23 protein-coding genes are annotated in these 22,919 nt (G+C 68.9%); 20 read left to right on the forward strand and 3 right to left on the reverse strand.

Annotated elements, in window-relative coordinates:
* Window positions 1-195 precede the first annotated feature (195 nt).
* From ACY0PA_RS41390 to ACY0PA_RS41400, 3 genes are all read left to right on the forward strand, one after another.
* Window positions 196-1,008, forward strand: a complete 813-nt coding sequence (locus tag ACY0PA_RS41390) for an SDR family oxidoreductase (protein WP_473082478.1) — start codon at window positions 196-198, stop codon at window positions 1,006-1,008.
* Between the two features lie 93 nt (window positions 1,009-1,101).
* Window positions 1,102-2,199 (forward strand): phosphotransferase family protein, encoded by a 1,098-nt coding sequence (locus ACY0PA_RS41395; RefSeq protein ID WP_473082479.1) that lies wholly within the window; start codon window positions 1,102-1,104, stop codon window positions 2,197-2,199.
* A 57-nt stretch (window positions 2,200-2,256) separates the two neighbouring features.
* On the forward strand, window positions 2,257-2,574 hold the full coding sequence (locus ACY0PA_RS41400) for a putative quinol monooxygenase (RefSeq protein WP_473082480.1): 318 nt from the start codon (window positions 2,257-2,259) through the stop codon (window positions 2,572-2,574).
* Window positions 2,575-2,690: 116 nt separating this feature from the next.
* Here ACY0PA_RS41400 and ACY0PA_RS41405 read toward each other — a convergent pair whose 3' ends face one another.
* Window positions 2,691-2,876 carry a hypothetical protein gene (locus ACY0PA_RS41405; RefSeq protein ID WP_473086597.1) on the reverse strand — a complete coding sequence of 62 codons (186 nt, stop codon included), beginning with the start codon at window positions 2,874-2,876 and terminating at the stop codon, window positions 2,691-2,693.
* A 196-nt stretch (window positions 2,877-3,072) separates the two neighbouring features.
* Between ACY0PA_RS41405 and ACY0PA_RS41410 the strand changes: the two genes are divergently transcribed.
* Window positions 3,073-3,495: a universal stress protein gene (locus ACY0PA_RS41410; protein WP_473086598.1), complete on the forward strand. Its 423-nt coding sequence runs from the start codon at window positions 3,073-3,075 to the stop codon at window positions 3,493-3,495.
* Here ACY0PA_RS41410 and ACY0PA_RS41415 read toward each other — a convergent pair.
* Together ACY0PA_RS41415 and ACY0PA_RS41420 are read right to left on the reverse strand one after the other, a co-directional pair.
* Complete coding sequence (locus ACY0PA_RS41415; RefSeq protein ID WP_473082481.1) at window positions 3,467-4,744, reverse strand: hypothetical protein; 1,278 nt, start codon at window positions 4,742-4,744, stop codon at window positions 3,467-3,469. The genes ACY0PA_RS41410 and ACY0PA_RS41415 overlap by 29 nt on opposite strands.
* 178 nt (window positions 4,745-4,922) lie before the next feature.
* On the reverse strand, window positions 4,923-5,732 hold the full coding sequence (locus ACY0PA_RS41420; RefSeq protein ID WP_473082482.1) for a DUF4389 domain-containing protein: 810 nt from the start codon (window positions 5,730-5,732) through the stop codon (window positions 4,923-4,925).
* A 545-nt stretch (window positions 5,733-6,277) separates the two neighbouring features.
* On the opposite strand from ACY0PA_RS41420, the gene ACY0PA_RS41425 reads away from it, so the two are divergent.
* The 16 genes from ACY0PA_RS41425 (at window position 6,278) to hypE (ending at window position 22,884) form a co-directional block, all read left to right on the forward strand.
* On the forward strand, window positions 6,278-7,552 hold the full coding sequence (locus ACY0PA_RS41425) for a winged helix DNA-binding domain-containing protein (RefSeq protein WP_473082483.1): 1,275 nt from the start codon (window positions 6,278-6,280) through the stop codon (window positions 7,550-7,552).
* A 324-nt stretch (window positions 7,553-7,876) separates the two neighbouring features.
* Window positions 7,877-9,586 (forward strand): enoyl-CoA hydratase-related protein, encoded by a 1,710-nt coding sequence (locus ACY0PA_RS41430; protein WP_473082484.1) that lies wholly within the window; start codon window positions 7,877-7,879, stop codon window positions 9,584-9,586.
* Window positions 9,587-9,714: 128 nt separating this feature from the next.
* Entirely contained in the window at window positions 9,715-10,803 is a 1,089-nt protein-coding gene (locus tag ACY0PA_RS41435) for an NADH-quinone oxidoreductase subunit B family protein (protein ID WP_473082485.1), read from the forward strand.
* 89 nt (window positions 10,804-10,892) lie between these two features.
* Entirely contained in the window at window positions 10,893-12,671 is a 1,779-nt protein-coding gene (locus ACY0PA_RS41440; protein WP_473082486.1) for a nickel-dependent hydrogenase large subunit, read from the forward strand.
* Complete coding sequence (locus ACY0PA_RS41445) at window positions 12,668-13,270, forward strand: hypothetical protein (protein ID WP_473082487.1); 603 nt, start codon at window positions 12,668-12,670, stop codon at window positions 13,268-13,270. Before ACY0PA_RS41440 ends, ACY0PA_RS41445 begins: the two co-directional genes overlap by 4 nt.
* Window positions 13,267-13,920, forward strand: coding sequence for a DUF5947 family protein (locus ACY0PA_RS41450; RefSeq protein WP_473082488.1), 654 nt, complete (start codon window positions 13,267-13,269; stop codon window positions 13,918-13,920). The genes ACY0PA_RS41445 and ACY0PA_RS41450 overlap by 4 nt, the downstream gene beginning before the upstream one ends.
* Window positions 13,917-14,582 carry a DUF6084 family protein gene (locus tag ACY0PA_RS41455; RefSeq protein WP_473082489.1) on the forward strand — a complete coding sequence of 222 codons (666 nt, stop codon included), beginning with the start codon at window positions 13,917-13,919 and terminating at the stop codon, window positions 14,580-14,582. The genes ACY0PA_RS41450 and ACY0PA_RS41455 overlap by 4 nt, the downstream gene beginning before the upstream one ends.
* Window positions 14,579-16,024: a hypothetical protein gene (locus ACY0PA_RS41460; RefSeq protein WP_473082490.1), complete on the forward strand. Its 1,446-nt coding sequence runs from the start codon at window positions 14,579-14,581 to the stop codon at window positions 16,022-16,024. The genes ACY0PA_RS41455 and ACY0PA_RS41460 overlap by 4 nt, the downstream gene beginning before the upstream one ends.
* On the forward strand, window positions 16,021-16,563 hold the full coding sequence (locus tag ACY0PA_RS41465) for a hydrogenase maturation protease (RefSeq protein WP_473082491.1): 543 nt from the start codon (window positions 16,021-16,023) through the stop codon (window positions 16,561-16,563). The genes ACY0PA_RS41460 and ACY0PA_RS41465 overlap by 4 nt, the downstream gene beginning before the upstream one ends.
* A 10-nt stretch (window positions 16,564-16,573) precedes the next feature.
* A complete protein-coding gene (locus ACY0PA_RS41470; RefSeq protein ID WP_473082492.1) occupies window positions 16,574-16,678 on the forward strand; it encodes a DUF6893 family small protein in 105 nt (34 codons plus the stop codon).
* A gap of 136 nt (window positions 16,679-16,814) precedes the next feature.
* Window positions 16,815-17,213 carry a hydrogenase maturation nickel metallochaperone HypA/HybF gene (locus tag ACY0PA_RS41475; protein WP_473082493.1) on the forward strand — a complete coding sequence of 133 codons (399 nt, stop codon included), beginning with the start codon at window positions 16,815-16,817 and terminating at the stop codon, window positions 17,211-17,213.
* A 3-nt stretch (window positions 17,214-17,216) separates the two neighbouring features.
* On the forward strand, window positions 17,217-17,966 hold the full coding sequence (hypB, locus tag ACY0PA_RS41480; protein WP_473082494.1) for a hydrogenase nickel incorporation protein HypB: 750 nt from the start codon (window positions 17,217-17,219) through the stop codon (window positions 17,964-17,966).
* Complete coding sequence (hypF, locus tag ACY0PA_RS41485) at window positions 17,963-20,320, forward strand: carbamoyltransferase HypF (protein ID WP_473082495.1); 2,358 nt, start codon at window positions 17,963-17,965, stop codon at window positions 20,318-20,320. Before hypB ends, hypF begins: the two co-directional genes overlap by 4 nt.
* Before the next feature lie 50 nt (window positions 20,321-20,370).
* Window positions 20,371-20,697, forward strand: coding sequence for a HypC/HybG/HupF family hydrogenase formation chaperone (locus ACY0PA_RS41490; RefSeq protein WP_473082496.1), 327 nt, complete (start codon window positions 20,371-20,373; stop codon window positions 20,695-20,697).
* Window positions 20,694-21,818 (forward strand): hydrogenase formation protein HypD, encoded by a 1,125-nt coding sequence (gene hypD, locus ACY0PA_RS41495; RefSeq protein WP_473082497.1) that lies wholly within the window; start codon window positions 20,694-20,696, stop codon window positions 21,816-21,818. The genes ACY0PA_RS41490 and hypD overlap by 4 nt, the downstream gene beginning before the upstream one ends.
* Window positions 21,811-22,884 (forward strand): hydrogenase expression/formation protein HypE, encoded by a 1,074-nt coding sequence (gene hypE, locus ACY0PA_RS41500; protein WP_473082498.1) that lies wholly within the window; start codon window positions 21,811-21,813, stop codon window positions 22,882-22,884. Before hypD ends, hypE begins: the two co-directional genes overlap by 8 nt.
* Window positions 22,885-22,919 lie beyond the last annotated feature (35 nt).

The raw sequence follows: 22,919 nt of genomic DNA on the forward strand, positions 1-22,919 counted from the left end.
AACTGCACTTCCTGGAACGCCTCGAACCAGCGACGGGACAGACGCATGACGCCGCGGGCGGCGACGCGACTGAAGGGCTGACGTGCGCTCCGCGCGGGGCCGGTCCACCGCGACGAGGCATTGAAGGTGACACCGGATTCAATTACGGTGCAGGGGCCGCAGGAGAGACGGTCGAGCAACTGAACGGGAGAGTTCGTGCAGATCAACGGGAAAGTCGCGATCGTCACGGGAGCAGCGGGCGGCATCGGCGCCGCCATCGCGCAGCGCCTCCTCGAACACGACGCTCAAGGCGTCCTGCTGACGGACCTCGACGCCGGCCGCCTCGACGCGACGGTCAAGCAGCTGGCCGGTTCGCACGGCGAGCGGGTCGCGGGAGTGGCGGGCAATGCCGCGTCGACGGCCGACCTGGAGCGGATAGTCGACGCGGCCGAGGAGCAGTTCGGGCCGGTCGACCTGTACTTCGCCAACGCGGGTGTCGGCGGTGGCGCGGGGCTCGACGCGAGCGAAGACGAGTGGAGCCGCGCGCTCGACGTCAACGTGATGGCCCACGTGCGTGCCGCGAAGGTGCTGGTGCCACGCTGGATGGAGCGCGGCGCCGGCTACTTCTTCAGCACGGCGTCGGCTGCCGGGCTGCTCACACAGATCGGCTCCGCGACGTACTCCGTCAGCAAGCACGGCGCTGTGGCCTTTGCCGAATGGCTCTCCGTGACGTACGGGGACAGCGGGGTGCGGGTGAGCTGCCTGTGCCCGCAGGGTGTCGAGACCGAGCTGCTCATGGCCGGCACCCGGTCGGACGATCCGGTCGAACGCGCCGCCGCCCGCGCCGTGTTGGACTCGGGGGAGCTGCTGCGGCCGCTCGATGTCGCCGACCGCGTGATGGAGGCGGTCGGGGACGAACGGTTCCTCGTCCTTCCGCACCCGCAGGTACTCGATTTCTACCGCCACAAGGGCAGCGACTACGACCGGTGGCTCCGCGGCATGCGGCGCTATCAGGCGGCTGTGAAGTGACCTGAAGCAGCACATCGCTGCCGCGCACTGCCACGCCAGGACTGGTGATCGCGGACCTCGCGCCGGGCGGCCGTCGGTGAAACCGTAAGAGACATGACCGTTGGAGGATGCGTGTTCGAACTGTCCGACCGGGGGGACGAGCGCGAGGCGAACGTCGTCGTCGCCGGGGCGCCGGCGGGCACCGGCCTCGGCGCGCTCGCCCGATGGCTGGGGGAGCGGGGCGAGCAGGTCACCGGGCCGCTCACCGCCCGGCGCATCGGCCTCGGCCAGAGCAACCTCACCTACCGCGTCGACGACGCCGACGGCCACTGCTGGGTGGTGCGCCGTCCCCCGCACGGCCCCCTGCTGCCCACCGCCCACGACATCGGGCGCGAACACCGCATCATGGCGGCCCTCGCCGGCACGCAGGTCCCCGTACCCGCCGTGGTCGGCCTGTGCGACGACGACGGCGTGCACCACCTGGTGATGGAGCACGTCGACGGGATCGTGCTCGACAGCCTGGAAGTGGCCAAGGCTCTGCCCACCCGGGTACGGGAAGGCGTAGGACCGTCACTGACCCGCACCCTCGCCGCCATCCACGCAGTGAACCTGGAGACGTCGGGCCTGCACGACCTCGCCAGCCACCGGCCGTACGCCGAACGGCAGTTGAAACGGTGGTCCCGGCAGTGGGAACAGAGCCGCACCCGCGACCAGCCCGCCCTCCACCGGCTCACCGAGCTGCTGCGCCGCCGCGTACCCGATCGACAGAGCCTCGCCCTGGTCCACGGCGACCTGCACATCCGCAACGTGATCTGCTCGCCGGACACCGGCGCCGTGCGCGCGGCGCTCGACTGGGAGCTGTCGACGCTCGGCGACCCGATGGCCGACCTGGGCACCCTGCTCGCCTACTGGCCCGAGCCCGGCGGAGTCCCGCCCGACCGCCCCGCCCTCGGCGTCACAGCACTGGACGGCTTCGCCCGACGCGACGAACTCGTCGACAGCTACGCCCGGTCGAGCGGCCGTGACATCGGGCCGGAACTCGCCTTCTGGCACGTACTCGCCGTGTGGAAGGTGGCGGTCATCGGCGAAGGCGTACTATGTCGCGCTCTCGACGAGCCACGCAACGCCGCGGAGGGCGGCCCGCCCAGCACTGCCTACATCGACCAGATGGTCGACCAGGCCTGGGCACTGGCCACCGACTACGGCCTCTGACACTGCGCCGCTCTCCCCGCCCCGTCCTCCCATCGATCACCCCAGGAGAAGCACCCCATGTCATACGTCGTCATCGCCACCATGATCGCCAAGCCCGGCCAGGAGGAACTCGTCGAGAAGACGCTCCGAGAAGCCGCGGCCGATGTGCACGCGGAGCCGGGGTGCGCCCGCTGGGCCCTGCACCGCAAGACCGGCACCACCGGCCACTTCGTCATGGTCGAGAAATGGGAGTCCAAGGAAGCGCTCCACACCCATGGCAAGGGCGCCGCGCTCGCCGGGATCGGACGCGCGCTGAAGGACGCGTTGGAGGGACCGGCGGATGTCGCCGTCTTCGACGCGCTTTGTGCGGGAGACGCCGAGAAGGGCGCGCTGTAGACACGCGCGATCGCGTCGGCCACGCAGTAGTGCGTACGTGCTGATGGCTCCGGTGCCCGTGGCGGGCGGCACGGGCACCGGAGCCGTTCAGAACCGCTCGGAATCCCTCGGACCCGTCAGAGCACTTCGAAGAGCCCGGCGGCCCCCATCCCGCCGCCGACGCACATGGTGATCACCACATGGCGGACACCGCGCCGCCGCCCCTCCATGAGCGCGTGGCCGACCAGGCGAGCTCCGGTCTTGCCGTACGGATGGCCGACCGCGATCGCGCCACCGTCGACATTGCATCGGTCGGGATCGATGCCGAGCGCGTGGGCAGCTGGGTGCCGGACGCGTGAGGCCGGTCCCCCAGCGTGTCACCGATCGAGAGTCTCGGAGCGGCTGAGCCCTTCGACCCGCCTGAGCGTGCTCCCTTCTCGCGTGGCGATGTGTGCGAGTTTCGGACACTGTGGAGGTAAAAGCGTCGGAAGGGTGAACGCAATGGACAGGCCGCCGAGGATCGTAGTGGGCATCGATGGGTCGCCCTCTTCGCAGGCCGCGCTGCGCTGGGCGGTCCGGTACGCGGACTTGGTGGGCGGGAGGGTGGAGGCGGTGTCGGCGTGGGAGGTACCTGGCATGGCGTCGTGGTCGGCCCCGGCGGTGGACACCGAATTCGACGAGGAGCAGGCCGAGCAGGGTCTGATCGAGGAGGTCCGCGCCGTCCTCGGCGAGGACGGCAGCTCCCTGGTGCACAAACGCCTGGTGCGTGGCAATGCGGCCGATGTGCTGGTGGATGCCGCCGAGGGCGCCGAGATGCTGGTCGTGGGCGGCCGCGGCCACGGCGGCTTCCGACGGGCGCTGCTCGGTTCGGTCAGTCAGCGGGTGGCGCAGCACGCTCCGTGCGCGGTGACGATCATCCGGCCGGACGTGCCTGTCGAGTGACCTCCCGCCCGTTGTGCCAGTCGGCCTCACCCAGGTGGCTCAGGGCTTGCCGGAAGTCATCGAGGGCGGGCCCGAACTCGCGGGCCGCTGTGTGAAAGGCCGATCGGTCGATCAGGATCTTGGCCAGTGTCCGGGGACCGTCTGCGGGGTCCTGCCGCGCCAACTGGTGGGCCAGGCTCACTCCTTCGTTGAACAGAGGGCGCACTCGCTCCGCGAAAAGATGGGTGTGCTGTTCCCAGTAGACAGCGGAGCGAACGGTGAGGACCCGGTGAAGCCGCACCATTTCGGCCACGTGGCGATCTGGGTCTTCAGGGGCTCGCAGGGCAAGGCTGTCCACTTTCTCGCGCAGAGTGATACGGCTGTCGAAGTAGCGCTGCCTGACGTCGGGAGTCCACGCCCTGGGCGTTGATCCCGAGGGGAAGTGCGGTTCGCCGGACGCCTGCCGCTCGGTGTCGGCGCCGGAGAAGCGCAGCAGGACCGCCCAGTAGGCTGCTTGATAACCGCTCCAGGACCTGCGCTCGCCCGTCGCGGCCAATTCCGTCAGCAAGGCGAGCGCTTCTTGCCTTACGGCAGTGGCCTGTTCGCCTCGGCCGCAGGTGTCGAGCATGTGCGCGTAGCCGATGAGTGAGTAGAGGTGGCAGGCTATCGGGCCGCGATCGTTCGCGGCCTCGGCCGCTTCCATGGTGACGAGTATTTCGAAGGCTGCGAGTGCTTCGCCGGGCCGGCCGGCGGCATCCAGAGCGGCGATCCATTCCAGGAGTGACCAGGCGAGACTCCCGCTGTTGGGCCCGTGGGGCAGAAGTGCCCCGACCCACTCGGTCAGCGCGTCGGCCGCCTCGGCGAAGCGGCCTTCCTCAGAGAGACCGGCAGCCCAGTCACGCAGCCCCCGAACCCTGGGGTCTCGGGACAGTTCGGCCTGCGCGCGGCCGACGGCGAGCATCTCGGCGCGCAGGGCGAGACCTTCGGTACGCCGGCCCTGCGTGTACAGCTCTTTCTGGCAGGCGTCGAGCGCTTCATACAGAACGTCCGCACGGGCAGGTTCAGCCGGATCGATGGCCCGCGCCGCGGCCACCGACTCCTCGCACAGCGCGAGACAGGCGTCGTGCCGTCGGCCGGAGCCGGTGTCGTAGCTCAGGCACTGCAGGGCCTTGGCCAACCGGGGCAGGTAAGCGGCGGGGCTGACTTGGACGAGTACTCGGTAGGCGTCGACTTCCTCGCGCGCAGTGCGGCGTCCGGAGGCGAGCAGCACATTCCGCGCCCGCACTATGTCGTCCTGATCGACGTTCCCCGAATGATTCATGGCGGAGATTCTGGGTGCATCCGGGTGGGCCGAACAAGCCTGGTGACCTGTGCCGTTCGTCCTACGAAAACGCCTTCTGACCTGTCATGATGGGTGTGTCATCGCCTCCTTGACGCTGTGGAACAGGTCAGAATTGCCCCGGCGCCACGGCGCCGGCCGAGTGATCGGTGATGCTGTCGGCGTCGTCGGAGTCATAGTCGACGGAGCTGTTGGCGATCTGTCCTACCAGGCCGAGCAGCAAGAACAGCACCACCAGGACTTTGGCCGCGGTGTCGAGCCGCAGCGGCCGGGTGCCGGAGCGGACTTCCTCCGCGGGCGCCGGCTCGTCCCCGAAGAGACGCTTGGGGTAGGCGGGCGTGAGCAGGGAGGCGTACGCGTTCAGACGCAGGCTGTACCGGACGACAGCGGCCGTCGCGGCGTACAGCGGAGCGGGCAGGCGCCCCAGAATGAGGGCGATGAGCCAGAACACCCAGCTGATCGTGACCCAGCCGCTCCGGACAAGGGTCGCGATGATGGCTGCCGGGATGAGCAGGATCAGGCGGAAGAACACCGCGAGACGGTTGAGCGGAGTGGCGCGGAGCTCGATCTGCACCGGGTACTGAGGGGCCGAGAAGGCGAAGGGCGGGTATCGGTCGACCAACAGTGTGGCGCTCGCATTGACCCGGGTCTCGTACGCCAGGACGGAACCGAGGAAAGAGAAGATCCCGTCCGGCAGACGCCTCGTGAACAAGGCCGCGAACCAGCCGACGATCACGACGAAGAACGCCGCGACGGCGAGAAAGAACAGCACCACGTACTGGGGAATCAGCAGCAGCCAGCGCAGCAGAATGGTCCAGCGTCTCTGCCGGCCGGGAGCGGGGACGTCGAGGACCGGCAGCCACTCGGCGCCGCTTCCCCCGGAGCCGGTCGCGGGTCGATCACCCCAGCCTGTCGCCATGAGCACTCCTGACCGTTCCGGTACGGCTGACACCGACATGCTGTGCCCTCCCGACCGCACCCGCGCGGGCACAGAGCCAAACGGAGGCGGGCAGGGAGGTGCGGGGGGAGCCCATCACCTGGACCCCGTGCCACGACTGGCACCGGGCCCAAGCGCTGCCTCATGCCACCCAGCCCTCTCCGGTCACACGGCCGCCGGCGTGCCCGCCTCCCGTGCCTGCGTCGCCGGGAGCCGGAATTCCTGGCCCGCCAGGGACTCGTACAGACGGACCGGGCTCATCTCGCCCGCCAGTCGCCGTGCTGGGCCTTGGAGCGCCGGGCCGCGCGCCGCTGGACGGCGATGTCGCACCCGGTCGACGCGCCCGATCACAGTGCATGGGCCGGAGGCTCACCTGCCGCCTCTCGGTGTTCTGGGCGCGGAGAAGCCGGGGGAGTGGGCCGAGAATGCGACACTCCGCGATCTCTGCCGCGCCTCGAGCCACCCCGAGCCCGCCTAAGATCGGCCCTTGTCGAACCGTTGAGACGGGACGTTGACGTGGCGGGTCGTTGGCGACGGCGATCGTGTGCCAGTGGAATTACGGGAGGTGGGTCCTGACCCCTCGTAAGTGGGCCGGCGGCACCGCCGCCAAGGTGCAAACCAGCGACGTCATCGCGTTTCGACTGCACGCGCACCATCTCGCGATGCGGCAACCGGCCGATGGCCTGCACGAGGTGGCGGGGGCGTGTGGAATCCAGAACACTCCGCCGGGTTCGGCGCTGCTCGCCCTGCACGCCCGCGTCGAGGACATGACGCAGGGCCGCGTCGACCACCTTGTCGGCGAGGAGAAGAGCCTGCTGCAGACCTGGTGCATGCGGGGGTCGCCGTTCTTCTTCCCGACCGTCGACGCACCGGTTTTCACCACTGGCGTCCTGCCGGCCACTGAGACGGCGCGACTGCATTTGATCAGCGGCGTCGAGGGGGCGTTAACCACACTCGGGATGGGTTTGGGCGAGGCGGTCGACCTCACCGCCGACGAGATCGGGCCCGTGCTGTCCGGGCGGCAGCTGGCGATCAACGAACTCGGTCAAGAGCTGGCAGAACGCATCGCGGGCAGACTGCCGGCCGCCCAGCGCAAGATCTGGCAGGCGGAGGGCCCTTACGGTCGGAAGGTCCCGCTCGGTGAGGCGGTCGTGCACTTCAGCATCCGGGTGCTGACGCTGCGCGGCATCGTCTGCTTCGCCCCCCGCAGCGGGAACAAGGCGCCGTTCGTCCTGGTACGGGAATGGCTGGGCCGACCGCCGCGGAAGGTCGACCCCGAGAAGGCCCGCGCCGCACTGCTGCGTCGCTACCTGCATTGCTACGGCCCGTCCACCCGCAAGGATTTCGCCGCCTGGCTCGGTGTCCACGCCGGCGACGTAGACCCGTGGTGGACCACACTGGAGGACGAACTCACCCCGGTCGAATTCAACGGCAGCCGGGCGTGGATTCTCGCCAAGGATCTGGACATCCTGCGGTCGCCGCGGACCGAAGCGCGCGGGGTGCGGTTGCTGCCACCGAGCGACCCGTACACCCAACTACGTGACCGGGACACCATCGTCGACCAGAAACACCAACGGGACGTATGGAAGACCGTGGGCGCGCCCGGCGCGGTACTGGCCGATGGAAGAATCGCCGGAATCTGGCGGCCCCGCAAGAGCGGTCGCAAGCTCGCACTGTCGGTCGAGACATTTCAGCTATCGAGCGCCAGGCTCCGCAAACAACTGGGCGCTGAGGCCGAATGCGTTGCCGAGCTGCGCGGCGCGTCAACGGTTGAGGTCGAGCTCGACAACGCAGCACACTGACCCCGGCAGTTCCTCCTCGGAGAAGGGGCAGCTTGAACGCAGCGGCAGGCCGCCGAGGCTGAGGGAGATCAGGCCCAGGGCCCGCACGACCGACTGGTCCTGGGCTCGGCTGGAACCGGCGCTGCCGGCGTGCGATGCCGCCTGGCGAGGGACCTGTCCTGACGCCGCTGTCGACGACTCGCACGTGCGCCGAGTGGTGGTCAATCCCTGCGCTTTAGAGTGACGACGCGGCCCGGCTTCTGTGTGCCTCCTGCCCCGTGTCCGAAGCTGTCGGGCGACCGGACCCGCTCCGGTTTTGCAGCCGCGGGGCTACGGGAGGTTGCCGTGCACATTCTGCTGGTGGCGAGCGCGTTCAACAGTCTCACTCAGCGCGTCCACGCCGAATTGCGGGACCGAGGCCACAGTCTCGACGTGCATCTCGCATCCACTGACGATGCGCTGCGCGACGCACTCGGCGCCTGTAAGCCGGAGCTGGTCATCGCGCCCATGCTGAAGAGGGCCATCCCCGAGGATGTGTGGCGGGCGCACACCTGCCTCATCGTTCACCCCGGCCCCGTCGGTGACCGGGGCCCGTCCTCGCTCGACTGGGCGATCAGCGCGGGCGTGGACCGTTGGGGCGTCACCGTGCTCCAGGCCAACGCAGAGATGGACGCCGGCGACGTGTGGGCATCGGCCGGCTTCCCGGTGTCTCCGGTCGGCAAGAGCGACCTGTACCGGAACGAGGTGTCGGACGCCGCGTCGGACGCGGTGCTCCTGGCCGTCGACCGATTCGCCTCGGGCACCTATTCGCCCCTGCCCCAGGCTCAGGTGAGGAACAGGGCGGCGGCAGGAACCCGCCCCTCCTACCCCCAGGGCCTGCGGCGCATCCGCTGGGCGCGGGACAGCACCGAGACCGTGGTGCGCAAGCTGCGCGCTGCCGACTCGTCCCCGGGCGTGCTGGACGAACTCCTGGGCGGCGAATGGCACTTGCACGGGGGCTACCCGGAGGACGAACTGAAGGGGCGCCCAGGGGAGTTGCTCGCCACCAGGGCCGGGGCGATCTGCCGGGCGACCGTGGATGGCGCCGTATGGATTCCGGAACTGAGGCCCCACCGCCGACCGGGGGAGCCCAGGCCGTTCAAACTGCCGGCCGTTCAGGCCCTCGCCGACCGGCTCCCCGAGCTTCCGGAGAGCGTCTTCGCGCCTGACGCGGACCGTGACCGGCGTACCTGGTCCGACATCAGCTATCGCGAGGACGGGGCGGTCGGATTCCTGTCCTTCTCCTTCCCGGGTGGCGCCATGAGCACGTCGCACTGCCGGCGCCTGCTCGACGCCTACTGGGCGGCCTGCTCGCGACCCACTGCCGTGCTCGTCCTCGGCGGCACCCGGGACTTCTTCTCCAACGGAATCCATCTGAACGTGATTGAGGCGGCCGATGATCCGGGCGCTGAGTCCTGGACCAACGTCAACGCGATGAACGACCTGGTCGAGGCTGTCCTGACCACCACTGACCGGCTGGTGGTCAGCGCCCTGGGCGGCAACGCGGCCGCGGGCGGGGCCATGCTGGCCCTCGCCGCGGACGAAGTGTGGTGCCGTGCGGGCGTGGTGCTCAACCCGCACTACCGTCTGATGGGGCTGTACGGGTCCGAGTACTGGACCTACACGCTGCCGCGCCGCGTGGGTGCCGACGTGGCCGACCGACTGACGCAGGAGGCGCTGCCGGTGAGCGCGTCGGCGGGGCTGCGGCCGGGTCTGGTGGACCGCCTCGTCGAGTGCTGTCCCCAGGACTTTTCCGGCGAGGTGACCCGTTTGGCCGTCCGGCTCGCCCATTCCTCCGGGATGCAGGAGCGCATCGCGGCGAAGAAGCAGACACGGGAGCGCGACGAGTCCGTCAAGCCGCTGTCCCTCTACCGGGAAGCGGAGCTCTCCAGCATGCTCCGCACCTTCTCGGATCCCCACGCCCCGTACCACGCGTTGCGCCGTGCATTCGTTCGTAAGCAGCCCTCCACCGAGGCGTCGTCGCGCCTGATCCGCGCCGTTGCGGCGGGTCGGTGACCTGTCCGGGTGGCCATGCGCGGGCCCGCGCATGGCCACATCGCGTGCTGGCCGGGTGCCTGCTATCAAGGAATACGAGGGGCGATGTGTGCCCTTTCATTGCATTCCTCCCCCTAGGAGGCATCCCTATGGATGCAGCACCGCCGACCGTGGTCGATTCCGACGTGCCCGGTCTGCCGACAGAGGAAGAATCCCCGATGATTCACATCCTCTGGATCAACGCGGGACTGAGCTGCGACGGCGACTCCGTGGCCCTGACAGCGGCCATGCAGCCGAGCATCGAGGAGATCGTGCTCGGCGTGCTGCCCGGCCTGCCGAAGATCGCCGTCCACTGGCCGCTGATCGACTTCGAATGCGGACCCGTAGGCGGCGCGGACACCTTCATCGAGTGGTTCTTCAAGGGGGAGCGCGGCGAGATCGACCCCTTCGTGCTGGTCATCGAGGGATCGATCCCCAACGAGGCCATCAAGCCGGAGGGTTACTGGTGCGGGTTCGGCGACGATCCGGAGACGGGCCAGCCGATCACGACGAGCGAGTGGATCGACCGGCTCGCGCCCAAGGCGCTGGCCGTCGTGGCCATCGGGACCTGCGCCACCTACGGCGGCATCCACGCGATGGCGGGCAACCCGACCGGTGCCATGGGAGTGCCCGACTACCTCGGCTGGGACTGGAAGTCCCAGGCAGGCATCCCGATCGTGTGCGTACCGGGATGCCCCATCCAGCCGGACAACTTCTCCGAGACTCTGACCTATCTGCTCTACCAGGCGGCAGGGTCGGCCCCGATGATTCCGCTGGACGACAAGCTGCGTCCGACCTGGCTGTTCGGGGCCACCGTCCACGAGGGCTGCGACCGGGCCGGCTACTACGAGCAGGGCCAGTTCGCCACCACCTACGACTCGCCCAAGTGCCTGGTCAAACTGGGCTGTTGGGGACCCGTCGTCAAGTGCAATGTGCCCAAGCGCGGCTGGATGAACGGCATCGGCGGCTGTCCGAATGTCGGTGGCATCTGCATCGCCTGCACCATGCCCGGCTTCCCCGACAAGTTCATGCCGTTCATGGACGAGCCGCCCGGCAGCAGGCTGTCCAGCGCGGCGAGCGGCGCGTACGGGTCGGTGATCCGAAAGCTCCGCTCCATCACGGCCAAGACCGTGGACAAGGAGCCCAAGTGGCGCCACCGCGGCAAGGAGTTGACGACCGGATACCGGTCACCGAGGTGAATGGGTGTCCCGCACGGCGCCCTCGGGGTGGCCGTCCCGGGTGATCCGACCTCCCGCACGAAGACTTGACGAAGGGCGCTGCACAGAAGATGGCACCAAAGACGAAGACCGACGGCGACGGCCTGGTGGAGATGTCCTGGGATCCGATCACCCGGATCGTGGGAAGCCTCGGCATCCACACCAAGATCGACTTCAAGCAGAAGCGGGTGGCGGAGTGCTACAGCACGTCGTCGGTCTTCCGTGGCTACAGCGTCTTCATGCGGGGCAAGGACCCCCGCGACGCGCACTTCATCACCAGTCGCATCTGCGGCATCTGCGGCGACAACCACGCCACCTGCTCCGTGTACGCGCAGAACATGGCGTACGGAGTGAAGCCGCCGCACCTCGCCGAGTGGATCATCAACCTCGGCGAGTCCGCTGAGTACATGTTCGACCACAACATCTTCCAGGAGAACCTGGTCGGGGTCGACTACTGCGAGAAGATGGTCCGCGAGACCAACCCCGGCGTGCTGGAACTCGCCGAGCGCACCGAGGCGCCGCACGCCGCAGAGCACGGCTACCGCACGATCGCCGACATCATGCGCTCGCTCAACCCGCTCGAGGGCGAGTTCTACCGCGAGGCCCTCCAGGTCAGCCGCTACACGCGGGAGATGTTCTGCCTGATGGAGGGCCGCCATGTGCACCCCTCCACGCTCTACCCGGGCGGCGTGGGCACCCTCGCGTCGGTCCAGCTCTTCACCGACTACATGAGCCGCCTCATGCGGTACGTGGAGTTCATGAAGCGCGTCGTTCCCCTGCACGACGACCTGTTCGACTTCTTCTACGAGGCCCTGCCCGGGTACGAGGAAGTCGGGCGCCGCCGCGTGCTGCTCGGCTGCTGGGGCGCGCTCAACGACCCTGAGTACTGCGACTTCACGTACGCCAACATGAGCAACTGGGGACGGAAGATGTTCGTCACCCCGGGCATCATCGTGGACGGCAAACTCGTCACGGACGACCTCACCGAGATCAACCTCGGCATCCGGATCCTGCTCGGCAGCTCGTACTACGAGGACTGGCAGGGCCAGGAACAGTTCGTCACCCACGACCCGCTCGGCAATCCGGTCGACCCGCGCCACCCCTGGAACCAGCACACGATCCCCGCCCCCCAGAAGCGCGACTTCGAGGGCAACTACAGCTGGGTGATGTCCCCTCGCTGGTTCGACGGCAAGGACTACCTGGCGCTTGACACCGGTGGCGGCCCCATCGCCCGACTGTGGTCGACCGCGCTGTCGGGGCTCGTCGACACCGACTACGTCAAGGCCACGGGCCACAGCGTCGTCATCACCCTGCCCCGCACGATGACCAGGCCCGAGACGCGCTTCGAGTGGAAGATCCCGAAGTGGAGCAACGCGCTGGAGCGGAACAGGGCCCGTACGTACTTCCAGGCCTACGCCGCAGGCATCGCGCTGCACTGCGCCGAGAAGGGCCTGGCGGAAGTCCGCGCCGGACGCACCCAGACCTGGGAGAAATTCGAGGTGCCGGACGAGGGACTCGGCGTCGGCTTCACCGAGGCGGTGCGCGGAGTCCTGTCCCACCACATGGTGATCCGCGACGGCAAGATCGCCAACTATCATCCCTATCCGCCGACTCCGTGGAACGCCAGCGCGCGGGACACCTACGGGACGCCCGGCCCGTACGAGGACGCCGTGCAGAACACGCCGATCTTCGAGGAGAACACCCCGGAGAACTTCAAGGGCATCGACATCATGCGGGCCGTGCGCAGCTTCGACCCCTGTCTGCCCTGCGGCGTCCACATGTACGTCGGTGGCGGCAAGACCGTGCAGAAGATGCACGTGCCGACCGGACTGAGCGGGCTGGCCGGATGAGCGCGTCCACCACCACGGCCCGGCCGCCGGGTAGGACGGCGGTGAACGCGGAGGAGGCCGGCCGGCGGGTCGAGGAAATCATCGACCACATGACCTCCGAGGGCGACTCCGAAGCCGCCCGTGCGGCCGAGGAACTGGTGCGCGTACTGATGGACTTCTACGGCACCGGCCTGGCCCGCATGGTCGCGCTGCTCGACGCGCCCAAGGCCAAGGGCGAACCGCTCGCCGCACTGCTCGACGACGAACTGGTCACCAGCCTGCTCGTCCTGCACGACCTGCACCCCGAGGACACCGCCACGCGCATCTCCCGTGCCTTGGGCAGCGTGCGCGGCTATCCCGTCGAGCTTCTGAGCTTCGACGAAGCCGCCGGCACGTTGCACCTGCGCTCCGCGGAGAGCTCGGGCTGCGGCTGCGCAAGCACCGCGGCGGCCGGCCGTCAAGCGGTCGAGGATGCCCTTGCCTGTTTCGCGCCGGAAGTGACGACGGTCGAGATTCAGGGGGCGGAACCCTCGCAGGAACAGGAACCCCCTCTTCTGCAGATCTCGCGACGGCCCTCAACTGCTGCCGGCAGCGCGCCCGACTCGCCGAAGGCACCATGAGCACGCCGCACAAGCGGACTCGTCCGCCTGCATCGGGGCTGCGGCGGTTCGCGACGCCGCGCATGTCTCGCCCCGAGACGTGCGAACTGTGCGGAGCGCCGATCGACGACGGCAACCACCGGCACATGGTCGACACCGAGAACCGCGCCCTCGCCTGCGCCTGCACCCCGTGCGCCGTGCTCTTCGAGCAGAGCGGCGCGGGCGGCGGGAGGTTCCGCACCGTCCCGGACCGCTATCTGACGGACCCGGACCACCCACTCGATCCCGGTGCCTGGGAGCTCCTGCAGATCCCGGTCAGTGTCGCGTTCTTCTTCCGCAATGCCTCGCTCGACAGACTGGTCGCGCTCTACCCCAGCCCGGCGGGCGCCACCGAGAGCGAACTCGACCCGTCCACCTGGCAGACCGCACTCGGCAAGAGCCGTCTGGCCGAACTGCTCGAACCCGATGTGGAGGCGTTGCTCCTGCGGCGGGTGGAGGAGCGGACCGAGTGCTATCTCGTGCCGGTCGACATCTGCTACGAACTCGTGGGACGGATGCGCATGTTGTGGCAGGGATTCGACGGCGGGGCGGAGGCCCGTGCCGATCTGACCGCGTTCTTCGATCACATCGCGCAGCGGGCCAGGACACCGGAGGAGGCGCACCGTCGATGACGGAGTTCTCGTTCTCCTGCGTCGGCGTGCGCGCAGACCAGTACGCCGCCGGCCCCACCCTGGTCTTCCGGCTGCGCATCAACGCATCCGAGCACACGCGCGTGCACGCGCTCGCCCTGCGCTGCCAGATGCGCATCGAACCGGCCAGGCGCGGCTACGACGCCGACGAGGCCGAAGGACTGCATGACCTCTTCGGCCGCCGAGCCCGTTGGGGCAGCACCCTCCAGCCGCTGCAGTTCGCACAGATCTCGCTCATGGTCCCCAGTTTCACCGGGCTGACGGAAGTCGACCTGGTCGTGCCCTGCACGTACGACATGGACGTCGCCTCGACCCGCTACTTCCACGCTCTGTCGAGTGGCGATGTGCCGCTCCTCTTGCTCTTTTCCGGGACCGCGTTCACCGGGGCCGGAGGGTTCCACGTAGAGCCCGTGCCCTGGGACCGCGAGGCCGCCTACCTCATGCCGGTCAAGGTGTGGCAGGAGATGATCGACCAGCACTTCCCGGGAACCGGCTGGGTAAGGCTGCCCCGCGACACCATGGACGACCTGCTGGCGTTCCGTTCGCGGCGGGCGCTGTCCTCCTGGGAAGCGACGATGCGCACCCTCCTGGAATCCTCTGACACGGACACGCCGCCCCAGACCACCGAGAGGTCGGCGCCGTGACGACAGCCGTATTCAGCCAGGAGACGGAGTCACGGTTCGCCGCCGCCCGCGCGGTGGCCGACGCGGTGCTGTTCGAGGGCTACGTGCTCTATCCGTATCGGGCGTCGGCGGCCAAGAACCGGCTGCGCTGGCAGTTCGGAGTGCTGGTCCCGCCCGCCTGGGGTGCGGACTGCGACGAGCACGACTTCCAGCACACCGAGTGTCTGATGGAGCCCAGAACGGACGCCACCCTGTCGGTCGAGGTGCGCTTCCTGCATGCGCAGCGCCGCACGGTTCAACGGGCCTGCCAGGACGGCTCGTTCGAGGACGCGTCCGAACTGTCGCTTCCGGACCGTGTGCTGGTCCCCTGGGACGAGGGCGCGGAGGAACGCGTCGAACTGACCGCCACCGTGGCCGAGCTCGCCGGCGACGGAATCACTGTCCCCTTCAGCCGCCCCGCGCGCGAGGAGACCGAACTCGTACATGACGCCGAGGGCCGGCTGGTGGGACGACTGGTCCGCCGGTGCGAAGAGGTCAGCGGAGTCGTACGTCTCTCCACGTGCGAAGTCGACGGCCCCTACCGGGTCTCCCGGCTGACCGCCGTGGTGGAGAACACCAGCACCTGGTCCCCGGACGACGGGAGAGCCGACCGCGACGCCGCCCTCCCGCACTCGCTCGTCGCCGCACACCTGTTGCTGTGTCTCGGCGCAGGCTCGTTTCTCTCCATGACCGACCCTCCGGAATGGGCCCAAGGCGCTGTCACCTCGTGCCGCAACCTGCACACCTGGCCGGTCCTCGCCGGCGAGCCGGGCCAAGCGGACCTGATGCTCTCCTCGCCGATCATCCTGGAGGACCATCCGGCCGTCGCCCCCGAAAGCCCCGGAGCGCTGTACGACGCCACCGAGATCGACGAGATCCTGGCCCTGCGCACCGCGGCCCTCACCGAGCAGGAGAAGCGCGAAGCACGCGGTACGGACGCGAAGGCCGCCGCCGTGATCGACCTGGCCGAATCCATGCCTCCCGAGGTGCTGGAACGCCTGCACGGCGCGGTGCGCTCACTGCGGGAAGTAACAGGCTCTGCCCCGAGAGCGCCCGGCGACGAGGTCGAAGCGGACCTTCCCGTCGAGCCGGGTCAGCCGCATGTCGTCATGCCCGAGACCCCCTGGTGGAATCCGGAGGGCGACGCCGGCCTGGACCCGGCCCGCGACGAGATCTCGGTCGACGGCCGGCCGGTGAGTGCCGGAAGCCGGGTGATCCTGCGCCCGGGACGGCGTCGCACCGACGCCCAGGACCTGTTCCTGCACGGACGCACCGCGCTCGTCGAGGCCGTGTTGCACGACGTCGACGGGGGCGTGCACCTGGCGGTGACCGTCGAAGGCGACCCCGGCGCCGACATCCGTCGGGAGCAGGGCCGTTTTCTGTACTTCCAGCCCGACGAAATCGCCCTACTGGAGGACGAGTGACCGGGGACGACAAGACCGGCGCTCGAACGCTCGTCGCCGGCGTGGGGAACATCTTTCTCGGCGACGACGGATTCGGCGTCGAGACGGTGCACGTACTCGCAACACACCATCTTCCCGGGCACGTTGAGGTCATGGACATCGGTGTACGGGGTGTGCACCTCGCGTACCAACTGCTCGACGGATACGACACCCTCGTGCTCGTCGACGCCACCGCCCGCGGCGGTGACCCCGGAACGCTCTACCGCATCGAAGTCGACTCGCCTGGTGACATCGCGCCGCAAGGACCCGTGCTCGACGGCCACCACATGTCACCGGACGCGGTCCTGGCCCTGCTGGAGACCCTCTGCTCCGGGACCGGCGGGACACCTCCCGGCCGCACCGTGGTGGTCGGCTGCGAGCCCGCCTCCCTGGAGGAAGGCATCGGCCTGAGTGCTCCGGTGGCCGCCGCGGTTCCGGAAGCCGTGCGTCTGATCCAGACGATCGTGGGTGAGGGCGAGGCGCCTGTAGTCGGGACCGCTGCCCATCAGGCTCGTAAATGAGGAGATGTTCATGAAGAGGTCCGTGATCGGGGCCATCGCCGTCGTCGCGCTCGCCGCGCTGGCACGGCAGTTCATGCCCGACGTCCAGCGCTACCTGCGTATGAGAAGCATGTAACGGCCCTGCTTGCGCCGAACGGTGCACCCGAGCAGGGGAGTCGGCGAGCCCCGCGGTCGCTCGGCAGTGGGCCCCCTGTAATGGAGCCGAGCGCAATGGCCGCCCCACGATCGGCCTCTGCCAGGGACGGAGACCGATGCACGAGATGTCCATCGCCATGGCTGTCGTCGGCCAGGTGCAAGAGGCGGCGGAACTGAACGGCGGGGTCACCGGGGTCAGTTCGGTGCGACTACAGGTCGGCGAGCTCGCCGGCGTCGTCCCGGACGCGCTGTCCTTCTGCTTCGAACTCGCCTGCGCCGAAACCCTCCTCGAGGGGGCCGAGCTTGTCACCGAGTCCGTGCCCGGCCGGGCACGCTGCTCACCTTGTGCCGACGAATGGGCGGTGGGCATGCCGCCGCGACTGTGCTGTCCGCGCTGCGGTGAGCCGACGCCCGAACTTCTGGCGGGCCGAGAGCTCCAGATCGTCAGCGTGCGCTGGGAGGAAGAGCCGACCGCCCGCCGACGAACCTGCGAACCGATCTCCGAGGAGTGCTGAGTCATGTGCCGAACCGTGGACCTGCGCCAGGCGGTGCTCGCCAAGAACGACGCGACCGCACACGCTCTACGCGCCGAACTCGCGGGCCGCGGCACCACGATGGTCAATCTGCTGTCCAGCCCCGGAAGCGGGAAGACGGCCCTGCTGGAACGCGAACTCCTGCGCGCGCGTGAGCGCGGAGTGCCGACCGCCGCGCTGACCGCCGACCTCGCCACCGAGAACGACGCCAGACGACTGGCGCGGTCCGGCGTGCCGGTCAAGCAGGTGCTCACCGACGGGCTGTGCCACCTCGAAGCCTCCATGCTCGGGCGGCACCTGGAAGGCTGGCTGCCGGAAGCCACCCGCCTGCTGTTCGTGGAGAACGTCGGGAACCTGGTCTGCCCGGCCTCCTACGACCTCGGAGAGGACCTTCGAGTGGTCCTCGCGTCAGTCACCGAAGGCGAGGACAAGCCTCTGAAGTACCCCACTGCCTTCGGGCTCGCGCACCTGGTCGTGATCACCAAGGCCGACATCGCCGAAGCCGTCGAGTTCGACGAGGAGGCCTTCCGCGCGCACGTCGAGCAGGTCAATCCCGGAGTGGAGGTGGTCCTGACCTCGGCCCGACGCGGCAGCGGCGTGGGGGAGTTGCTCGATCGTGCCCTCGCGGTAGCGGACGGCGGGGCCGTCCACGAACCGGTCATGGCCGCACAGCCGCACGAGCACCACCGCCACGATCACGTGGACGATGTCGTCACGACGCGGCCCCTCCCGTGAGCACACTCCAGCCCGGCCCGGCCGCCGCCCGGGCGGTTCAGCGCCGTCGCGTCACCGTACGAGGTGTCGTACAGGGTGTTGGGTTCCGTCCGTTCCTGTACACCCTGGCCACGTCGCTGGAGCTGGCAGGGCATGTGACGAACACCGAGGACGGCGTCGTCGCCGAGGTCGAGGGAGATCACTCCGCCGTTGCCCGGTTCTGCGACCGGATCGCTCAACAGGCCCCGCCACTGGCCCTGGTGGAGTCCGTGGAACACGAGCAGGTCCCCCTTACGGGCGGCAGCGGATTCGCCATCGTCGCCTCGCGTTCGCAGGGATCGTCACGCACACTCGTCCCCCCTGACACGGCCACCTGTGCCGCGTGCCTCGCCGAAATGGCCGACCCCGGCGACCGTCGGCACCGTCACCCGTTCATCACGTGCACACACTGCGGGCCGCGCTTCACCATCGTCACCGGACTCCCTTACGACCGTGCGCACACCACCATGGCCGGCTTCCCGATGTGTGCCGACTGCACACGCGAGTACACGGACCCGGCAGACCGGCGATTCCACGCCCAGCCCGTCTCCTGCCGTTCCTGCGGCCCGCGCCTGAGCCTTGTGTACGCGTCGCCCCGACCCGATACCGACGTCGACCCGATCCACGAGGCACGCGCACTCCTGGCCGCCGGCGCCATCCTCGCCGTCAAGGGCGTCGGCGGCTACCACCTCGCTTGCGACGCCGAGAACTCCCAGGCCGTGTCCGCGCTCCGCAGCCGCAAAGGACGGGGCGACAAGCCGTTCGCGGTGATGGTGAAGAACCTCGCCGACATCGAGCACCTGGTGCACATCAGTCCCCCCGAGCGGACCCTTCTCACCGGTGGTGTCCGTCCGATTGTCCTGCTGAGGAGTCGAATTGATGCCCCGTCAAGGCAGCTTCGGCTCTCGGACGCGGTGGCACCGGGCAGTCCCGATCTGGGGGTCATGCTTCCGTACACCCCCGTGCACCACCTGCTGCTCGGCCTGCCCGGGGACCCGGACGGGCCGCGAGTGCTGGTGATGACCAGCGGCAACGTGGCCGGTGAGCCCATCGTCACCGACGACGCCGAGGCATGGGAGCGGCTGGCGCCGCTGGCCGACGCCTGGCTCACCCACGACCGCCCCATCCACGTGCCCTGCGACGACTCCGTGGTGCGCGTGTGCGACGGGGAACGGATGACGGTACGTCGCGCCCGTGGCTATGCCCCGCTGCCGGTCTCCCTGCCGGTGCCCGTCAGGCCCTCTCTCGCCGTGGGGGGAGACCTCAAGAACACCTTCTGCCTCGGCGAAGGCAGGAGGGCGTGGCTGTCCGCGCACATCGGAGACATGGACGACCTCCAGACCCAGCACGCCTTCGCGCGCGCAGAACGTCAGTTGGAGACCATCACAGGTGTGAAGCCCGCACTGCTGGCGGCGGACCGGCACCCCGGCTACCGATCCGGTCAGTGGGCCGAAAGGCACGCGAACACCCGCCGGGTCGTACGCGTGCAGCACCATCACGCTCATGTCGCCGCGGTCATGGCCGAGCACGGCCTCGACGGCACCGGGCCTGTCATCGGCATCGCCTTCGACGGCACGGGATACGGAGACGACGGGGCGGTGTGGGGCGGTGAGATCCTGCTCGCGGACTACGACACGTCCCGGCGCCTTGGCCATCTGGCGTACGTTCCCCTGCCGGGCGGCGACGCCGCCGTGAGCCGCCCGTACCGGATGGCGCTCGCGCATCTCCGGGAAGCGGGCATCGCATGGACGGACGACCTGCCCAGTATGATCGCCTGCCCGCATGACGAACGGCGGGTACTGGCACGGCAGTTGGAGCGGAGTCTGAACTGTGTGCCGACATCGAGCATGGGCCGGCTCTTCGACGCCGTCTCTTCGCTGGCGGGCGTGTGCCACCTGGTGGGATACGAGGCACAGGCCGCCATCGAGCTGGAGGCGGCCGCACTGCGGGCGGCCGTGGACGGAGATGGCGCCGGCTACCGATTCGCGCTGAGTCCAAAAACGTCGGAGCCGATGACCGCCGACCCCGGACCTGTGGTGCGAGCCGTGGTCGAGGACGTTCGCGCAGGCGCGGAGCCGGAGGTCATCGCGGCCCGCTTCCATGCAGGAGTAGCAGATCTCGTACGCCGGATCTGTGCGGTGGCGCGCGACCGGCATGGCACGGCCACTGTCGTCCTGACCGGCGGTGTGTTCGCCAACGTCCTGCTGTCCTCGGCTTGCGCGCGGGGGCTCGGGGAGGACGGATTCACAGTACTGCGCGCCGGTGAAGTCCCGCCGAACGACGGGGGGCTGGCGCTGGGACAGTTGATGATCGCGGGGCGTGCGACCGACGTGTGACACCGCAGTCGGCAAGCCGGATCGGACCACCACAGCGAGGAGAGCACCCCATGTGCCTGGCGGTACCCGGGAGAGTGACGGAAATCGAGGATCGCGACGGCACCCGCATGGCCACCGTCGACTTCGGCGGCGTGGTCAAGGAGGTGTGCCTGGAGTACCTGCCGGACCTACAGGTGGGCGAATACGCCATCGTCCACGTGGGCTTCGCGCTCCAGAAACTGGACGAGGAATCGGCCATGCAGACGCTGGAGCTCTTCGAGAATCTCGGGATGCTTCAGGAGGAGTTCGGCGACCCGTGGGAGCTTGCGGCTGAAGCAGGCGGACCAGGACATCAGTGGGCCGACGACAAGGACGTTCCACAGGAGGCCGAACAGTGAAGTATCTCGACGAATTCCAGGATCCGGACCTGGCGCGGCGTCTGCTCGACGACATCCACTCCGTGGTGACCCGGCCATGGGCCCTCATGGAGGTGTGCGGCGGACAGACGCACACCATCATCCGCCATGGGATCGATCAACTTCTGCCCGATCAGGTGGAGTTGATCCACGGGCCGGGGTGCCCCGTGTGCGTCACCCCGCTCGAGGTCATCGACAAGGCTCTCGAGATCGCCTCCCGGCCGGGAGTGATCTTCTGCTCCTTCGGCGACATGCTCCGGGTGCCGGGCACCGGCCGAGACCTCTTCCAGGTGCGCGGTGAGGGCGGCGACGTGCGCGTCGTGTACTCGCCGCTGGACGCTCTGCACATCGCCCAGCAGAACCCCGACCGGGAAGTGGTGTTCTTCGGCATCGGCTTCGAAACGACGGCCCCGCCCAATGCCATGACGGTTTATCAGGCACGCAAGCTGGGCATCGGGAACTTCAGTCTCCTGGTGTCGCACGTGCGGGTCCCGCCGGCGATCGAGGCGATCATGCAGTCCCCGGACTGCCGGGTCCAGGGATTCCTCGCCGCCGGACATGTCTGCAGCGTGATGGGCATCGGCGAGTATCCAGAACTCGCGGACCGCTATCGCGTTCCGATCGTGGTCACCGGCTTCGAACCTCTCGACATTCTGGAAGGCGTACGCCGGACCGTGCTGCAACTGGAGCGGGGTGAGCACACGGTCGACAACGCTTATCCTCGCGCTGTCCGGCCCGAGGGAAATGCCGCGGCCCAGTCCATGCTGGCGGACGTCTTCGAGGACACCGACCGGGCCTGGCGCGGCATCGGTGTCATCCCGAACAGCGGCTGGCGGCTCTCCTCCAGGTACCGCGACTTCGACGCCGAGCACCGATTCTCTGTGGCCGGCATCGACACTCATGAACCCGCCGAGTGCCGCAGCGGCGAGGTTCTGCAGGGCTTGCTGAAGCCGAACGAGTGCGCCGCATTCGGCACCACCTGCACACCGCGCAATCCGCTCGGAGCCACAATGGTCTCGAGCGAGGGCGCGTGTGCCGCCTACTACCTGTACCGACGCCTCGACATCACCACCGCACCGCTGGAGGCGAGCCCCGTTGCCTGAGACCACCCGACTCACAGCCGTGGACCCGACCGCATGGACCTGCCCGGTGGCGTTGCGTGATCACCCGAGGGTGGTGATGGGACACGGCGGGGGAGGGGCCCTGTCCGCCGAACTGGTGCAGCACATCTTCGCGCCCGCCTTCGGCGGCGAGACACTGTCGCAGCTCGGCGACTCCGCCGCCATCTCCCTCGGCGGTGTCCGGATGGCGTTCTCCACCGATTCCTACGTGGTGCGGCCCCTGTTCTTCCCGGGCGGCAGCATCGGCGACCTCGCGGTCAACGGCACCGTCAACGACCTCGCCATGAGCGGCGCACGGGCCGCCTACCTGTCCTGCGGCTTCATCCTGGAAGAGGGCGTCGAGATGTCCGTCGTGGCTCGGGTCGCCGAGACCCTCGGCGCGGCCGCACGGCGCGCGGGAGTCGAGGTGGTGACCGGTGACACGAAGGTCGTCGAAAGCGGCCACGGAGACGGTGTCTTCATCAACACCGCCGGGATCGGGCTCATCCCGTCAGGCGTGGACATCCGCCCCCAGCGTGTCGTCCCCGGCGACGTAGTCATCGTCAGCGGTGACATCGGCGTTCACGGAGTGGCGATCATGAGCGTGCGTGAGGGTCTGGAATTCGGTGTCGAGGTCGAGAGTGACTGTGCGGCGCTGGGCGGCCTGGTGGACTGCATGCTTGCCGTGACACCGGACCTCCACGTGCTGCGCGACCCCACCCGGGGCGGACTGGCCGCCGCGCTCAACGAGATCGCGGTCGCCTCCGGCGCCGGCGTCGTCATCCGGGAAGGTGACGTGCCTGTCCCGCCGGCCGTGGCCAACGCGTGCGCGATCATGGGTCTCGACCCCCTCTACGTGGCCAATGAGGGCAAACTCGTGGCGTTCGTTCCGCGCGAACACGCGGACGCCGTCCTCGATGCGATGCGCGCACATCCACTGGGTGCGAACGCGCGGGTGATCGGCGAGGCCGTCGCGGAGCATCCGGGCATGGTGGTCGCCCGCACGGGCCTGGGCGGCACACGCGTCGTCGACCTGCCGATCGGCGAGCAACTCCCGCGGATCTGCTGACGATCGGAGCGGGTCGGACAGGCGGTGCGACGGAG

The sequence above is a fragment of the Streptomyces sp. DS1-CR2 genome, assembly GCF_055760475.1.

Coding starts and splice junctions, on each gene's coding strand:
- ACY0PA_RS41445 (WP_473082487.1), top strand. CDS start 12,668: ATGAGCGCGTCCACCACCACGGCCCGGCCGCCGGGTAGGACGGCGGTG.
- ACY0PA_RS41455 (WP_473082489.1), top strand. CDS start 13,917: ATGACGGAGTTCTCGTTCTCCTGCGTCGGCGTGCGCGCAGACCAGTAC.
- ACY0PA_RS41475 (WP_473082493.1), top strand. CDS start 16,815: ATGCACGAGATGTCCATCGCCATGGCTGTCGTCGGCCAGGTGCAAGAG.
- ACY0PA_RS41420 (WP_473082482.1), bottom strand. CDS start 5,732: ATGGCGACAGGCTGGGGTGATCGACCCGCGACCGGCTCCGGGGGAAGC.
- ACY0PA_RS41490 (WP_473082496.1), top strand. CDS start 20,371: ATGTGCCTGGCGGTACCCGGGAGAGTGACGGAAATCGAGGATCGCGAC.
- ACY0PA_RS41400 (WP_473082480.1), top strand. CDS start 2,257: ATGTCATACGTCGTCATCGCCACCATGATCGCCAAGCCCGGCCAGGAG.
- ACY0PA_RS41470 (WP_473082492.1), top strand. CDS start 16,574: ATGAAGAGGTCCGTGATCGGGGCCATCGCCGTCGTCGCGCTCGCCGCG.
- hypB (WP_473082494.1), top strand. CDS start 17,217: ATGTGCCGAACCGTGGACCTGCGCCAGGCGGTGCTCGCCAAGAACGAC.
- ACY0PA_RS41450 (WP_473082488.1), top strand. CDS start 13,267: ATGAGCACGCCGCACAAGCGGACTCGTCCGCCTGCATCGGGGCTGCGG.
- ACY0PA_RS41435 (WP_473082485.1), top strand. CDS start 9,715: ATGGATGCAGCACCGCCGACCGTGGTCGATTCCGACGTGCCCGGTCTG.
- ACY0PA_RS41395 (WP_473082479.1), top strand. CDS start 1,102: ATGACCGTTGGAGGATGCGTGTTCGAACTGTCCGACCGGGGGGACGAG.
- ACY0PA_RS41440 (WP_473082486.1), top strand. CDS start 10,893: ATGGCACCAAAGACGAAGACCGACGGCGACGGCCTGGTGGAGATGTCC.